Annotated in this window: 14 protein-coding genes and 1 tRNA gene; 9 read left to right on the plus strand and 6 right to left on the minus strand. The window is 64.6% G+C overall.

Annotation, left to right across the window (positions count from 1 at the left end):
- The first annotated feature begins 81 nt into the window (after nucleotides 1-81).
- From I6F33_RS08145 to I6F33_RS08155, 3 genes are all read left to right on the plus strand, one after another.
- Nucleotides 82-567: a DUF192 domain-containing protein gene (locus I6F33_RS08145; RefSeq protein WP_035999663.1), complete on the plus strand. Its 486-nt coding sequence runs from the start codon at nucleotides 82-84 to the stop codon at nucleotides 565-567.
- Between the two features lie 92 nt (nucleotides 568-659).
- Nucleotides 660-736 (plus strand) — tRNA-Pro (locus tag I6F33_RS08150).
- 715 nt (nucleotides 737-1,451) lie between these two features.
- Entirely contained in the window at nucleotides 1,452-1,646 is a 195-nt protein-coding gene (locus tag I6F33_RS08155) for a hypothetical protein (protein ID WP_036027955.1), read from the plus strand.
- A 12-nt stretch (nucleotides 1,647-1,658) separates the two neighbouring features.
- On the opposite strand, the gene I6F33_RS08160 is transcribed toward I6F33_RS08155, so the two are convergent.
- A complete protein-coding gene (locus I6F33_RS08160; protein WP_036027956.1) occupies nucleotides 1,659-2,831 on the minus strand; it encodes an OpgC domain-containing protein in 1,173 nt (390 codons plus the stop codon).
- 253 nt (nucleotides 2,832-3,084) lie between these two features.
- On the opposite strand from I6F33_RS08160, the gene I6F33_RS08165 reads away from it, so the two are divergent.
- Nucleotides 3,085-3,390, plus strand: coding sequence for an ETC complex I subunit (locus I6F33_RS08165; RefSeq protein WP_024337795.1), 306 nt, complete (start codon nucleotides 3,085-3,087; stop codon nucleotides 3,388-3,390).
- A gap of 213 nt (nucleotides 3,391-3,603) precedes the next feature.
- The gene (locus tag I6F33_RS08170) at nucleotides 3,604-4,098 is read left to right on the plus strand and encodes an Lrp/AsnC family transcriptional regulator (RefSeq protein ID WP_057029137.1); all 495 of its coding nucleotides are present in this window, start codon (nucleotides 3,604-3,606) and stop codon (nucleotides 4,096-4,098) included.
- A 45-nt stretch (nucleotides 4,099-4,143) separates the two neighbouring features.
- On the opposite strand, the gene I6F33_RS08175 is transcribed toward I6F33_RS08170, so the two are convergent.
- Nucleotides 4,144-5,172: an AraC family transcriptional regulator gene (locus tag I6F33_RS08175; protein ID WP_225125478.1), complete on the minus strand. Its 1,029-nt coding sequence runs from the start codon at nucleotides 5,170-5,172 to the stop codon at nucleotides 4,144-4,146.
- Nucleotides 5,173-5,283: 111 nt separating this feature from the next.
- Between I6F33_RS08175 and I6F33_RS08180 the strand changes: the two genes are divergently transcribed.
- From I6F33_RS08180 to I6F33_RS08195, 4 genes are read left to right on the plus strand one after another with little or no spacing between them, the layout of a single operon-like run.
- Nucleotides 5,284-6,456, plus strand: a complete 1,173-nt coding sequence (locus tag I6F33_RS08180; RefSeq protein ID WP_035999647.1) for an isovaleryl-CoA dehydrogenase — start codon at nucleotides 5,284-5,286, stop codon at nucleotides 6,454-6,456.
- 24 nt (nucleotides 6,457-6,480) lie between these two features.
- Nucleotides 6,481-8,085, plus strand: coding sequence for a carboxyl transferase domain-containing protein (locus tag I6F33_RS08185; RefSeq protein ID WP_225141878.1), 1,605 nt, complete (start codon nucleotides 6,481-6,483; stop codon nucleotides 8,083-8,085).
- A 4-nt stretch (nucleotides 8,086-8,089) separates the two neighbouring features.
- Entirely contained in the window at nucleotides 8,090-10,093 is a 2,004-nt protein-coding gene (locus I6F33_RS08190; RefSeq protein WP_225141881.1) for an acetyl/propionyl/methylcrotonyl-CoA carboxylase subunit alpha, read from the plus strand.
- Nucleotide 10,094: 1 nt separating this feature from the next.
- A complete protein-coding gene (locus tag I6F33_RS08195; protein ID WP_225141882.1) occupies nucleotides 10,095-11,006 on the plus strand; it encodes a hydroxymethylglutaryl-CoA lyase in 912 nt (303 codons plus the stop codon).
- A gap of 105 nt (nucleotides 11,007-11,111) precedes the next feature.
- Here the strand turns inward: I6F33_RS08195 and I6F33_RS08200 are convergent, their stop codons facing one another.
- The 4 genes from I6F33_RS08200 to I6F33_RS08215 all read right to left on the minus strand — a co-directional run bounded on the left by I6F33_RS08200 (nucleotide 11,112) and on the right by I6F33_RS08215 (nucleotide 14,986).
- Nucleotides 11,112-12,038, minus strand: a complete 927-nt coding sequence (locus tag I6F33_RS08200; RefSeq protein WP_057029142.1) for a dihydrodipicolinate synthase family protein — start codon at nucleotides 12,036-12,038, stop codon at nucleotides 11,112-11,114.
- A gap of 72 nt (nucleotides 12,039-12,110) precedes the next feature.
- Nucleotides 12,111-13,094 (minus strand): TRAP transporter substrate-binding protein, encoded by a 984-nt coding sequence (locus I6F33_RS08205; RefSeq protein WP_225141883.1) that lies wholly within the window; start codon nucleotides 13,092-13,094, stop codon nucleotides 12,111-12,113.
- A gap of 18 nt (nucleotides 13,095-13,112) precedes the next feature.
- Nucleotides 13,113-14,378: a TRAP transporter large permease gene (locus tag I6F33_RS08210; protein ID WP_036045581.1), complete on the minus strand. Its 1,266-nt coding sequence runs from the start codon at nucleotides 14,376-14,378 to the stop codon at nucleotides 13,113-13,115.
- Nucleotides 14,378-14,986 (minus strand): TRAP transporter small permease, encoded by a 609-nt coding sequence (locus I6F33_RS08215; protein WP_035999731.1) that lies wholly within the window; start codon nucleotides 14,984-14,986, stop codon nucleotides 14,378-14,380. Before I6F33_RS08215 ends, I6F33_RS08210 begins: the two co-directional genes overlap by 1 nt.
- Between the last annotated feature and the right edge of the window lie 97 nt (nucleotides 14,987-15,083).

The raw sequence follows: 15,083 nt of genomic DNA on the forward strand, positions 1-15,083 counted from the left end.
GCTGCAAGTCCGGCGCGCCTCTTCCTTTTCCGGCGGTCGCCGCGTAAGGACTGATTGAAGTCCCACGCCGCGAGAGCCCCCATGAATTCTGATCGAAAGGCCGCCTGGTCCGCTCTGAAGGGCTGGCTGGCCGCCATCCTCGTCATCGCCGGCTGGGCCGTCGCCGGCGCGCCGGCCGGCGCCGCGAGCTTCCAGCCGCTCGAGATCGTCACCAAGAACGGCGTGCAGGTGTTCTCGGTCGAGATGGCAACGACCCCGGAGGAGAAGGAGACCGGCCTGATGTACCGCAAGGAATTGGCCGACGGCAAAGGCATGCTGTTCGACTTCAATCCCGAGCAGGAAATCTCGATGTGGATGAAGAACACTTATGTGTCGCTCGACATGATCTTCATCCGCGCCGATGGCCGCATCCTGCGCATTGCGGAGAATACCGAGCCGTTGTCGACGAAGATCATCTCCTCCCGGGGACCCGCCCGGGCCGTGCTGGAGGTGGTGGCGGGGACGGCGCAGAAGTACGGCATCCGCCCCGGTGATCGCGTCGGCCACCCCCTGTTCGGCGGCAAATAGGACGGGCAGGGGCGATTGCGGCCCAGGCCGGCGGCTTTGGAAAGCTTGCTGGCGCTCCGGGAAGCGTGTATCGACGGGGCTCGCCGGACATTCGGGGTATAGCGCAGCCTGGTAGCGCGGCAGTTTTGGGTACTGCAGGTCGTTGGTTCGAATCCAGCTGCCCCGACCAGTCCCGGGCGGCGCTGGCCTAGAGGTCAGCATCCAACCGGCAATGGCCAGGCATCTACGCGTCCGGCCTCCGCTTCGCGCGGAAATCAGCAAAGCCTCATCGAACCTTCGCCCGTCGCGATAGACAAATCCGTGTTGGGGATTTCAGCGCCCAATGTCTAAACGGACGCCGCCAAGCGATGAATATTCCGCTTGCGCGGCGTTGCGTTTTGTCCGCCGCGCTCGTCAGTTCGAGGCGTACCAGCCGGGCGGAAATGGCACGTACGGCCAGGCCATCTGATTGTCGTTGGCGGCTTGCGGCGGCCGTTGCGACGCCATGCTCACGATTGGCGCGGGCGGGATCACGCGCAACGCGAGGCGCAGACGCGCACATTGCAATTTCATCATTGTCGTCCCCCCAGCAATCTACTTGCTTCCAAACGTCCGATCGTCTGCAAAGTTCAGTCTTAAAATCGCCCTGCGCCGAAACGGCGCGCCCGTCCTCAAATCACGGGCATTCTAGAAAAACCGGCGCGGGCTTTCAACCAAACGCGCCGCTCCATCCCAAGAAGTAAGGTTGATCGGCAAGGTTAAAGGCGAGCGGCTGTTGCGGCCGTTTGGCTGGCTGCTATCAGGTCGGTCCCGGCTCGCGATGGGCTGTCCATTCTGTGCCACCACAGATGATTGTTCGTCGCGGCGCGCGGATCAGCCTAAGTTCTGCGCCAGCGAGTTCTGCCATGTCTATTGACCGCAACATCGGGACCATCGGTCCGCAGTCAAACTGGACCGAGATCTGGCACCTCTGGACGGTGATCGTGCCGCGCCGCTCCATCAACGGGCAGTTCGTGCTCGGCAAGGTCTGGCGCCGCCATGACGGCCGCGACTGGATCTACAAGAAGTTCACCGAGTTCGACGGCGAAGAGGCGGCCTAACTGCCGCCTCTCTCAGGCCGCCTTCGCCTCCGCAGCCGGCTTGGCCGGCGGCGGCTTCAGCGGCTTGTCCTGCTTCTTCGACCACGAGATGTAATATGCCACCGTCGTCATGATCGCGATGCCGGCGACGCTGACGAAGATCTGCGCGAGCAGCGACCCTGAGCTCATCGACAGCTCGAAATGACCGACGAAGGACAGGAACACGCCGACGCAGAACACGGCGAGCGACTGCTGGCCACAGACGATCAAGGGGTCGAACACCTTCCACTCCAGCCCCGGCCACTCCTTCGGCACGAAGCGGATCACCAGGATCACGATCACCACGAAGTGGAGGAAGCGATACGGTGCGAGGTTGGTCTTGTCATTGGGGTTGAAGGCCGAGAACAGCCATTCCGGGAACATGCCGCCGAAGGTGGGGAAACGGCCGGCCATGGTCATGACCAGCGCGAACAGGAGATAACCGAGGCAGACCCACAGCGTAACAGGCGAATTGATCAGCGTTGCCGAGCGCCGCGCGCCGCCCATCGAGCACCAGGCGCCGAACACGAACAGCACCTGCCAGCAATAGGGGTTGAAGTACCACTGGCCGGCCGGATAGGCGTTCAGGTTCCAGCCGTAATGGCGCGCGGCGAGCCACAGCACGATCGACAGGATCATCGTCAAATCGGGCTTGCGCAGCATAAACCACAGCACCGGCGGAAACAGGCCCATCAGCACGATGTAAAGCGGCAGCACGTCGAGGTTGAGCGGCTTGAAGCGCAGGAACAGGCCCTGGCGCAGCGTCTCGGTGGCGTTGTCGACGAGGCCGGCGACGTTGAACTCGTTGATCATCTCGGAATCGCCGAAGCGCAGCGCGAGATAGCTGATTGATGCGATGTAGATCACGAACAGGATGATGTGGGCGACATAGAGCTGCCAGACCCGCTTGGTCAGCCGCGTGGCACCGACGATGAAGCCGCGGTCCAGCATCATCCGTGCATAGACGAAGGAGGCGGTGTAGCCGGAGATGAAGACGAACAGGTCGGCCGCGTCGGAAAAGCCGTAGTTGCGGGTCGTGATCCAGTTCACGACGTTGTCGGGGATATGGTCGAGAAAGATCGCCCAGTTTGCGACACCGCGAAACAGGTCGAGCCGGAGGTCGCGACCCTTGTCGGGAAGTGTGGCGCTGACGTTCAGGAAGGCCATGCGTCGGGAGCTTTCAGAGAGGACAGAAGCACGGAGATCGATGAAACCGGGCCGCCAAACGGGGTCCCAGGATGAAACGCGGGTACGCAATTGTCACGGTGCAGCATAATGACTATACCGTTGGCGAGGGTTGCCGGGGCCGGAATCAGGATCAGTTCCCAACCGGCTTCTCTATACTATCCCCGAGATTTCCACCAACTGCCACCGTGACGCATCGAAATCGAACGGAAAGACCAAGAGGCCCGGACCAGTCATGACCGCACGCATTTTCAAGCCCGCCAAAAACGCGATGCAATCCGGCCGGTCCAAGACCAGGGAATGGCAGCTCGATTACGAGCCGGAGCAGCCGCGCTCGGTCGAGCCGCTGATGGGCTGGACCTCGTCGGCCGACATGAAGCAGCAAATAACGCTGCGCTTCCACAGCAAGGAAGAGGCGATCGCCTATTGCGAGCGCAAGGGCATCGCCTACCAGGTGATCGAGCCCAAGGAGTCGATCCGCCGGCCGGTTGCCTATGCCGACAATTTCTCGTTCCGCCGCGGCGAACCCTGGACGCATTGAGGGGCCATTCTCACCCGAAGCATCCAAAGTGCCGTCATGCCCGGGCTTGTCCCGGGCATCCACGTTTTTGGCGGTAGACGAAGAACGTGGATGGCCGGGACGAGCCCGGCCATGACGAAGGGAGCGGCTGGTCGCCCGCGCCTGAGAACCCTTGGCACCAATTCCGCCCCGTGCTTCGCTGCCTCGCATGACACGACCAGGACGAGGTGGGGGATGGCGGGGCGTGACCAGCTCGACGGCGTCGATCTGAAAATCCTATCCGAACTGCAGCAGGACGGGCGGGTTCGCAACAACGAGCTGGCGCTGCGCGTCGGCGTGTCCGCGCCGAACTGCCTGCGGCGGCTGAAGTCGCTGTTCAGCCGCGGCGTGATCCGGGCGGTTCGCGCCGTGATCGACGAGCGGCTGCTCGGCTACGAGGTGGTGTCGTTCGTCTCGATCCAGCTCGGCAGCCAGGCCCAGCCGGTGCTGGAGGCGTTCGAGAGCTCGATCGCCGCAATCCCGCGCATCCAGCAATGCTGGCGGATTTCCGGCGACACCGACTATCTGCTCAAATGCGTGGCCCCGAGTGTCGAGAGTATGCGGCAGCAGCTCCTGCATTTCGCCGCGATGCCTAACGTCAAGAACGTGCGCAGCTTCCCCGTGCTCGGGGTTGCCAAGGACGTGCCGCTGCCATTGCAGGAGGTCGCGGTGGCAGAGCCGGCGGGGTAGGGCTCCGAATATTCCACGATCAAGTCTGAATCTCAGAAAAGCGCCTCAGCGATACCGCCCCCGAAACTCGCGCGGGGAGGTGCCGGTCCAGGTTCGGAAGGCCCGCGAAAAGCTCTTCTCGTTGCGGAAGCCGGCGATCTCGGCGATGCGCTTGATCGGCGTGCGGCCGCGCATCAGCTCCTGTTTGGCCAGCTCGAATTTCGTCTCCTCCTTGAGATCGCGCAGCGAGGTGGACTCCTCGCGCAGACGGCGATGCATCGTGCGGGTGGAGAGCGCAAGCTCGCGCGCGACGTCCTCGGCGCCGAGGACCCGTCCGCGCGCTTCTCGCAGCACGCGGCGGACGCGCTCGACCAGCAGGCGGTCGCGCCGGTACGGCAGCACGGTGAGCCGGAGCGCGCCCTTGAGCATGTTGTCGAGATCGGCCGCGCTGCGCGTCAGCGGTAGCGACAGATAGTGCTTGTCGAAGACGATGGCCGCGCGGTCCGCATCGAAGCGGACGCTCCGGCAAAAGATGGTCGGATAGACCGAGACGTGGCCGGGCTCTGAGTAAGGAAACTCAGCCGCGCGGAGCGCGATCTGGGAGTCGACAGCCCAGCATGAGAAGCCGAGCACGTAGCGGAACAGCGTGACGAGGCAGAACTCGCGGAAGGGTCCGAGGTCACGGAGCTGACGGATCGACACGACGGCGGTCTCTTCGCCAACCTCGAGATCGAGCAGCACATCCTCTGTGACCAAGCGGTGATGCCGGCACCAGCGCTTGAGCGCGACCTCCAGCGTCGGTGCGGTGATCGAGGCCCGGCACAGCATGCCATAGGTGCCCCATGGCAGCCGGCGCGAGAACCAGCCAAGCGCCTCGTCATCGAGCTCGCGCATGGCATGGCCCGCCAGCGCTTCGAACTGGGCCGCGGTCACACGCCCATCAGGAGAATTCACAAGCTCCGGCGCGACCTGGCCCCGGCTCAAGGCTTCGGCGGGATCGCGGCCGTAATGCTCGTACGCGGCCACCACGCCGCGGACGAAGGCGGCGGGCGTGACGGCGCGGCGCGGAATCGCGGTGGCGGCTTGAAAAGGCATCGGAATTCCTTTCGGAAATCCTCGCCAAGTTTGGCGGAAAATGCAACCTTTTCGACTGCAAGAGGGCCGGGACCGGGCTAGTTTCGGAGCCCAAAATACGGAGGACTCGCCTTGAACATCCCGAGCATCGATTTCGATCTGGGCGAAGACATCAGCCTGCTGCGCGACACCGTTCGTTCGTTCGTGGAGGCGGAGATCACCCCGCGTGCCGCCGAGATCGAAAAGGCTAATCTTTTCCCCGCAGACCTCTGGAAGCGCTTCGGCGACCTCGGCCTGCTCGGCATGACCGCGCCGGAGCAATATGGCGGCTCCAATATGGGCTATCTCGCCCATATCGTCGCCATGGAGGAAATCTCGCGCGGTTCGGCGGCCGTGGCCCTTTCCTACGGCGCCCATTCCAATCTTTGCGTCAACCAGATCCGCCGCAACGGCAATGACGCGCAGCGGCAGCGTTATCTGCCGAAGCTGATCTCAGGCGAATATGTCGGTGCGCTCGCGATGTCCGAGCCGGGCGCCGGCTCCGACGTGGTCTCGATGAAGCTGCGCGCCGACAAGCGCGGCGACCGCTACGTGCTCAACGGCTCCAAGATGTGGATCACAAACGGCGGCGATGCCGACGTGCTGGTGGTCTATGCCAAGACCGATCCGGAGGCCGGCCCGCGCGGCATGACCGCGTTCCTGATCGAGAAGGGCTTCAAGGGCTTCACCCATGGCCAGCATCTCGACAAGCTCGGCATGCGCGGCTCCAACACCTATCCGCTGTTCTTCGACGATTGCGAGGTGCCGGAGGAGAATGTGATGGGCAAGGTGGGCGAGGGCGTCAAGGTGCTGATGTCCGGCCTCGATTATGAGCGCGCGGTGCTCTCGGGCGGGCCGCTCGGCATCATGGCGGCCTGCATGGACGCAGTGGTGCCCTACATGCACGAGCGCAAGCAGTTCGGCCAGCCGATCGGCGACTTCCAGCTGATGCAGGGCAAGCTCGCCGACATGTATGCGACCTGGCAGGCCACGCGCGCCTATGTCTATGCGGTGGGCCGCGCCTGCGACCGCGCCGACCACGCGCGCACCCTGCGCAAGGACGCGGCTGCTGCGATCCTCTATTCCGCGGAGAAGGCAACGTGGATGGCGGGCGAAGCAATCCAGGCGCTGGGCGGGGTCGGCTATACCTCCGAATTCCCGGTCGGGCGCCTGTGGCGCGATGCAAAGCTCTACGAGATCGGCGCGGGCACCTCGGAGGTGCGCCGCATGCTGATCGGCCGCGAACTGATGGCCGAGACGGCTTAAGTCCTTCACCCCATTGGAAACACCATGCCGCTTTATTCCAGCATCGATCCGTCGTCATCAGATTTTGCACGCAATTCCGAGGCCATGCGCGGCCTCGTCGCGGACTTGCGTGAGAAACTCAGCGAGGTCGCCGGCGGCGGCGGCGAGGCTTCGCGCAAGCGCCACACCGCGCGCGGCAAGATGCTGGCACGCGAGCGCGTCGACCTCCTGGTCGATCCCGGGACCTCGTTCCTGGAGCTGTCGCCGCTCGCGGCCTATGGCCTCTATGGCGGCGATGTGCATTCGGCGAGCGTCGTCACGGGGGTGGGGCGCATTTCGGGCCGCGAATGCGTGATCGTCGCCAATGACGCCACCATCAAGGGCGGCACCTACTACCCGATGACGGTGAAGAAGCATCTGCGTGCGCAGGACATTGCGCGGCAGAACAATCTGCCTTGCGTCTACATGGTGGATTCCGGCGGCGCCTTCCTGCCGCTGCAGGACGAGATCTTTCCGGACGAGCGGCACTTCGGCCGCATCTTCTACAATCAGGCGCAGATGTCGTCGCAGGGCATTCCGCAGATCGCGATCGTGATGGGCTCCTGCACCGCCGGCGGTGCCTATGTGCCGGCGATGTCGGACGAGAGCATCATCGTGCGCAACCAGGGCACCATTTTCCTCGGCGGCCCGCCACTGGTGAAGGCCGCGACCGGCGAGGTCGTCAGTGCGGAGGAGCTCGGCGGCGCCGACGTGCATTCGCGGCAGTCCGGCGTGACCGATCACTACGCCCAGAACGATGCGCATGCGATCGGCATCGCCCGGCGTATCGTCGGCACGCTCAAGCCTTCCGTGCGGCCGAACCTGAACATGCATAAGCCGCGCGATCCGCTGTTTCCGGCGGAGGAAATCTACGGCGTGGTGCCGGTCGACGGCCGCAAGCCGTTCGACGTGCGCGACATCATCGCCCGCGTGGTGGATGGTTCCGAGTTCGACGAGTTCAAGAAACTCTATGGCACGACGCTGGTGTGCGGCTTCGCCCATATCTGGGGCTATCCGGTCGGCATCATCGCCAACAACGGCATCCTGTTCAGCGAGAGCTCGCTGAAGGGCGCGCATTTCATCGAGCTGTGCTGCCAGCGCGGCATTCCCCTGGTGTTCCTGCAGAACATCACGGGCTTCATGGTCGGCAAGAAATACGAGGCCGGCGGTATCGCGCGCGACGGCGCCAAGTTGGTGACGGCGGTCGCGACCGCCTCGGTGCCGAAGTTCACCGTCGTGATCGGCGGCTCCTACGGCGCCGGCAATTATGGCATGTGCGGCCGCGCCTACTCGCCGCGTTTCCTCTGGATGTGGCCGAACGCGCGCATCTCGGTGATGGGCGGCGAGCAGGCCTCGATGGTGCTGAGCCAGGTCCGACGCGATAATATCGAGGCCAAGGGCGACAGCTGGTCCAGGGAAGAGGAAGACAAGTTCCGCGAGCCCATTCGCGCGCAATATGAGAGCCAGGGCCACCCGTACTACGCGACCGCGCGGCTGTGGGACGACGGTGTGATCGATCCGGCCGACACGCGTCTCGTGCTCGGCCTTGGCCTCTCGGCGGCATCGAATGCGCCGCTCGAGCCGACGAAATTCGGCCTGTTCAGGATGTGATGCGATGGACCGCTCAAAACTCTACCGGCGTTTCCGCACGCTCCTGGTCGCCAACCGCGGCGAGATCGCCTGCCGCGTCATCCGCACCGCCCGTGCGATGGGCCTGCGCACGGTCGCGATCTATTCCGAGGCCGATCGCGAGGCGATGCATGTCGCGCTCGCCGATGAGGCCGTATTGCTCGGGCCCGCCCGCGCCCGCGACAGCTATCTCAATATCGAGCGCTTGATCGAGGCCGCGCGCAAGACCGGAGCGGAGGCCGTGCATCCCGGCTACGGCTTCCTCTCCGAGAATGCCGAGTTCGCGCAGGCTTGTTATGACGCCGGCCTCGTCTTCGTCGGGCCGACCGCCGGGATGATGACGGCAATGGGCTCGAAATCCGGCTCGAAAGAGCTGATGGAGAAGGCCGGCGTGCCGCTGGTATCAGGCTATCACGGCGAGGCCCAGGACGAGGCGACGCTCGCCAAGGCGGCGGACAAGATCGGCTTTCCCGTGCTGGTGAAGGCCTCCGCCGGTGGCGGCGGGCGCGGCATGCGCATCGTGCGGTCCGCCGATGAGTTGGCGCCGGCGATCGTCAGCGCCAAGCGCGAGGCGAAGGCCGCCTTCGGCGACGACCGCATGTTGATCGAGAAGTACGTCGACAATCCCCGGCATATCGAGGTGCAGATCATCGGCGACAGCCATGGCAATCTGCTCTCGCTGTTCGAGCGCGAATGCACGCTCCAGCGCCGGCATCAGAAGGTGATCGAGGAGGCGCCATCACCGACGCTCAATGCTGCGCAGCGCGAAACCGTCTGCGCCGCCGCGCGAAAAGCGGCGGGCGCGGTGAACTATGTCGGTGCCGGCACCATCGAGTTCGTCTCCGACGGCAAGGACGTGTTCTTCATCGAGATGAATACGCGCCTGCAGGTCGAGCATCCCGTCACCGAGCTGATCACCGGCATCGACCTGGTCGAGTGGCAGCTGCGCGTTGCCTTCGGCGAGGCGCTGCCGCTCAAGCAGGATGAGATCAGGCTCAACGGCCATGCCGTCGAGGCGCGCGTCTACGCCGAGAACCCGACCAAGAACTTCATGCCGTCGGTCGGCAGGATCTCGACCTGGCGGTTGCCGGCGGAGACCGGGGGCTTGCGCATCGACGCCGGCTATCGCGAGGGCGATACGGTCTCGCCGTATTATGACGCCATGCTCGCCAAGGTGATCGCGTGGGCGCCGACGCGGGACGTCGCGATCGAGCGGCTGAACCGCGGGCTGGAGGAGTCCGACGTCCGCGGCATCGTCACCAACATCCCGTTCCTGTCGGCGCTGATGACGCATCCGAAGGTGCGGGCGAATGCGATCGACACCGGCTTCATCGAGCGCGAGCTGGCGGTGCTGACCGCCGCGGCGCCGGCGCCCGGAGAGCTCGAGCTCTGCGCCGCAGTTGCCGCCATCGTCAACGAGGAGCGGCAGACCGCGCATGCGCAGGCGAGTTCGCCCTGGCAGACCTTCGGCTGGCAGCCGGTCGGTCGCCGCCAGCGCAGCTTTGCCTTCCGTGTCGGCCATGGTCCGGAGCAGAAGATCACGCTGAACTACGGCAGCGGACCGTCGACGCTGGTGATCGGCGAGCGCGAGCTGGCGTTCACGATCGCTGCGAAGGATGGCGGCTTCGACCTGACGCTCGACGGCGTCAAATCGTCGGTGGCAGCGGTCATCAATGGCCATGAGCTGTACCTGCGCACGCGCAACGGCCGCTTCGACCTGCATTGGGTCGATCCGTTCGGAGGCGAGAGCGAGGAGCATGTCGGCGAGGACAAGATCGCAGCACCCTTGCCGGGCACGGTGGTTGCAGTGCTGGCCGAGGAGGGGGCCGAGCTGGAGAAGGGCGCGCCGATCCTCACGCTGGAAGTGATGAAGATGGAGCAGACGCTGCGCGCGCCCTATGCCGGCGTGCTGAAATCCATCAAGTGCAAGGTCGGCGACATCGTGCAGGAGGGCGTCGAGCTCGCTATGGTCGAACCTGCAGGGAAATGAGATGAGCGATCCGGTCCGCATCATCGAAATGGGGCCGCGCGACGGCCTTCAGAACGAGAAGACGTCCGTCAGCGTCGAGGCGCGCATCGCCTTTATCGAGGCGCTCGTGGCGGCCGGGCTGGATACCGTGGAGGTCGGCGCCTTCGTCTCGCCCAAGGCTATCCCGCAGATGGCAAGCTCGGATGCCGTGCTGCGCGGCGTCGCGCATGTGAAGGGCGCCGAATTCCACGTGCTGGTGCCGAACGAGAAAGGCTACGACGCCGCGCGTGCCGCGGGCGCGAAAGTGGTCTCCGTGTTCGCGGCGGCCTCCGAGGGGTTTTCCCGGGCGAACATCAACTGCACGATTGCGGAGTCCATCGAGCGCTTCAAGCCGGTGCTGGCGCGCGCCAGGGAGGATGGCGTCAAGGTGCGCGGCTATATCTCTTGCGTGCTGGGCTGTCCGTTCGATGGCGAGATCAAGCCGAAGGCGGTGGCGGATCTTGCGCGCACGCTGTTCGATCTCGGCTGCTATGAGATCTCGCTCGGCGACACCATCGGTGTCGGCACGCCAGCCAGGGCCAAGGAGATGCTGCGCGCGGTTGCCGCCAACATTCCCGCAGCCAGGCTCGCGATGCATTTCCACGACACTTACGGCCAGGCGCTCGCCAACCTCTATGCAGGGCTGGAGGAGGGCGTCCGCGTCATCGACGCCGCTGCCGGCGGGCTCGGCGGCTGTCCCTATGCGCCGGGCGCGACGGGGAACGTCGCGACCGAGGACGTCGTCTACATGCTGGAGGGTATGGGCGTCAGGACGGGTGTCGATATGGAGAAGCTGCTGGCGGCGACGAACGCGATGAGCGGCGTGCTCGGCAAGCCGCCCGTGAGCCGCGTGGCCTCCGCGCTGAACGCGAAGAAGAAGCGGGCTGTCTCCTAGTTCTCCGTCATTGCGAGCGAAGCGAAGCAATCCAGAGTCTTTCCGCTGAGGCGGTCTGGATTGCTTCGTCGCAAGGGCTCCTCGCAATGACGACCGAGAGAGTTTTCAAGCCGCCTTCAGCCCGACATCCGGCAGGCGCGGGCGGTTCTTCAGCGCCTTGGCCATCAGGGCCTCGACCTCGGCCTTTTCCTGCGGCAGCAGTGCCAGGCGGGGCGGACGGGTCAGGGCGGTGCCGCGGCCCATGATGTGCTCGCACAGCTTGATGCACTGGACGAGGTCCGGGCGGGCATCGAGATGCAGGAGCGGCATGAACCATTCGTAGAGCGGCATCGCCTCGGCGAAGCGCCCTGCCTTGGCGAGGCGGAACAGCGTCTCGCCCTCGCGCGGGAAGGCGTTGGACATGCCGGAGACCCAGCCGACGGCGCCCATCGCGACGCTCTCGACGATGACGTCGTCGAGACCTGCGAACAGCACGAAGCGATCGCCGACCATGTTGCGGGTGTCGATGAAGCGCCTGGTGTCGCCGGAGGAATCCTTGAAGCAGACCACGGTCTCGACGTCGGCGAGCGAGGCCAGGATATCGGGCGTAACGTCGTTCTTGTAGATCGGCGGGTTGTTGTAGAGCATCACGGGAAGGTCAGTCGCGGAGGCAACGGCGCGGAAATGCGCGGCGGTCTCGTGCGGCTTGGAGGAATAGACCAGCGCCGGCATCACCATGACGCCGTCGATGCCGACGCGTGCGGCTTCCTGCGCGGTCTCCACCGCAAACGCGGTGGTGAATTCGGCGATGCCGCACAGCACGGGCACGCGGCCCTTCGCGACCGACTTCGCCGCTTCCATGATCGCGACCTTCTCCTTGCGCTCGAGCGAGGTGTTCTCGCCGACCGAGCCGCAGACGATCAGGCCGGAGACGCCGTCGCGGATCAATCCGTCCATGACCTTGGCGGTCGCGTCGATGTCGAGCGAGAGATCGTCGTGGAATTGGGTGGTGACGGCCGGGAAGACGCCTTCCCAGGCAACGCGGCGGCTCATGGTTTGACTCCAGGTAAATATGCCGGCGGGGGCTGGAGCCGCCGGCTCTTGTGAAAGGGATGGGGAACGGGATCAGAGCGTTGCGCCGACTTTGCGCAGCTCGGCGAGGACGGGGGCCTTGGGCAGCCAGATCTTGTCGAACTCGGCAATCACGGCCTCGGTGTCCTTGGCGTCGACCTGGCGGATCGGGATTGGTGCTTTCTTGAAATTCTCGATCAGCGTGGGCTCGTTGCCGGCGAGCTCGTCGATCTGCGCGTCCAGCGTCGTCTTGATCGTTTTCGTGATCAGCTCGCGGTCGGCGGCGGGCAGCGATTGCCAGACGCGGCCGGAGACGACCGCGGCCATCGGCATGAAGACGGCGTTCATCTGCAGGATCACCTTCGACACCTTGTCGAAGCGCTGGTTCCAGGAGAACTCGAGATCGGCTTCGAGGCCGTCGACCTGGCCGTTGGCCATGGCGTCGAACACTTGCGGCGTCGGGATCGGCGTCGGCGCCGCGCCGAGCGAGGAATAGAAGTCGCGATAGACCGGGGTCGGGTTGATGCGCAGCTTCATGCCCTTGATGTCGGCGAGCGTGTTCAGGTCCTTGGAGGAGAACACCGCGCGCATTCCAGTGATGCCCCAGCCGAGCCCGATCGTGCCGGTCTCCTGCGGCAGCACCTCGAACAACTTCACCGCCGCCGGATGCCGCACGAACTTTGCCACCGCCGGCGTCGAGCGCACGATGTAAGGCGCGTTGATCGCGGCGATGTGCGGCACGCGCGAGCCGAGCTCGGCGGCCTGCATGAAGCCCATGTCGAGCGCGCCGGACTGCAATTGCTGCATCATCGCGGTCTCGTTGCCGAGCTGGCCGGCGTGGAAGACGGTCAAGGTCAGGCGGCCGTTGGTGGCGGCCTTGAGCTCGTCACCGAATTTGAGCGCGGCCTTGTTCCAGGAATGGCCGTTCGGCGTGATCAGGCCGAGACGGAATTCCTTGGCCTGGGCGAGCGCCAGCGACGGGGCGAACACCGAGGCGGCGGCACTGGCGGCGAGAAAGTGGCGGCGTGAAAGCGGCATCGTGGGACTCCTTTGGGCCTATTTGACGAGGATCAGCGAGAGCGATGGGTACAGCGAGAGCAGCACCAGGAGGATGCAGGCGATGACGAAGAAGGGCAGCGTCACCATGAACATCCTGCCGGGCTTGGCGCCGGTGACGGCGGCCGCGACGAAGAAGCAAAGCCCGACCGGCGGCGACAAAAGGCCGAGCACGAGGTTGATCACCACGACGACGCCGAATTGCCGGGGGTCGATGTGATAGATCTCGGTTGCGACCGGCAGCAGGATCGGCACCGTCATGATCAAGCCGGGAATGCCGTCGATGACAGTGCCGATCAGCAGCAGGATGACGTTGCAGATCAGCATGAAGCTGACCGGATCCTTGGCGACGGTCTGGATCCAGGCGGCGGTCTCCTGCGGCACCTTGCCGAAGATCAGCACCCAGGAGAACACCGCGGCGGCCGCCACCAGAAACAGCACGATCGCCGAATAGATCGCACTGCGCAGCATCATCTGTGGCAGCTGCGAGAACTTGAACTCCTTGGTCCAGAACTTTCCGACCAGGGCCGCAGCCACCGCGCCGACGGCCGCGGATTCCGTGGCGTTGGCGAGGCCGCCGAGAATGGTGCCGACGATGACGATCGGGATCAGCAGCGTCGGCGAGGTCCGCAGGATGGTCATCACGCGCTGGCGCGGCGTCTGGTAGGCCGCGCGCGGATAGTTGTAGATGTAGCCCATCAGCGCGATGACGAGGCAGAACATCACGGTGAGGATGACGCCCGGGACGATGCCGGCGATCAGCATGTCGCTTACCGAGACCTGCGCCAGCACGCTGTAGACCACGAACATCACCGAGGGTGGGATGATCGGGCCGAGCATGCCGCCATAGGCGGTCAGGCCGGCCGCGAAGGTCTTGTCGTAGCCCTTCTTCTCCATCTCGGGGACCATGATCTGCGCCATGATCGCGACCTGCGCGGTCGCCGATCCCAGGATGGACGAGATGAACATGTTGGCGAGGATGTTGACGTAGGCGAGACCACCCTTGAGTGAGCCGACGAAGGCCATCGCCATGTCGACGATGCGCCGCGTGATGCCGCCGCCATTCATGATCTCGCCGATCAGGATGAAGAGCGGGATCGCGATCAGGCCGTAGCTGTCGACGCCGCCGAACAGCTGCAGCGGATAGGATTGGAACAGCACCGGGTTGCCCGAGGCGGCGATGTAGACGAGGCCGGCGAGGCAGAGACAGAGGCCAATCGGTACGCCGACCAGCATGAAGGCCATGAAGGCTGCTGACGTGATCATCAATTGACCCCGTCGAGCTCGGAGAGCTGGAAGCCCTTCGGCGGCGTGCGCGGGACCAGCTCGAGATCTTCCAGCAGGTTGGCGAGACCATGTACGGTCATCGACACCGCGAAGATCGGCAGCGTCAGATAGAGCACCCAGGTCGGCCAGTTCAGCGTCTGCGTGCGCTCGGTGTAGAGGAAGTTGAAGGTCTCGGCGGCGAGCTTACGCCCGTCGAAGCCGGCGCGGGCGAGGCCCACCGGGTCCATCCAGAGCACGCAGGTGACGATCAGGGCGACGCCGAACACCACGACGAGGCCGGTCGAGATCACTTTTGCAAATTTCTGGTGCTGACCGGAAAGTCGCTCCGTCAGCATGGTCACGGCGAAATCGAGCCTCAGCCGCGTCATCGCGGATGCCCCGATGAAGGTCAGCCAGACCACGCAATAAACGGCGGATTCATCGATCCAGTAGATCGGGAAATGCGAGTAGCGGGTGACGACGTTCACCAGGATCAGGCCGGTGAGCAGGTACATCAGGCCCATCAGCGCGAGCCGCTCGCAGGCCAGCAGGGCACTCGACATCCGGACGATCATGCGTCGGAGGCTGAGTGCGCGCGTGGCCGGCATGGTCTGCTCGATCATGAAAGAGGCCCCAACCCCCTGAAGATTTGTCGTGCGATCGCCAAATGTATAATTTATACATTTTGGGAGTCAAACGGAGTTT

This window comes from Bradyrhizobium sp. BRP20, assembly GCF_020194215.1.
In the GTDB taxonomy this organism is placed as follows: domain Bacteria; phylum Pseudomonadota; class Alphaproteobacteria; order Rhizobiales; family Xanthobacteraceae; genus Bradyrhizobium; species Bradyrhizobium yuanmingense.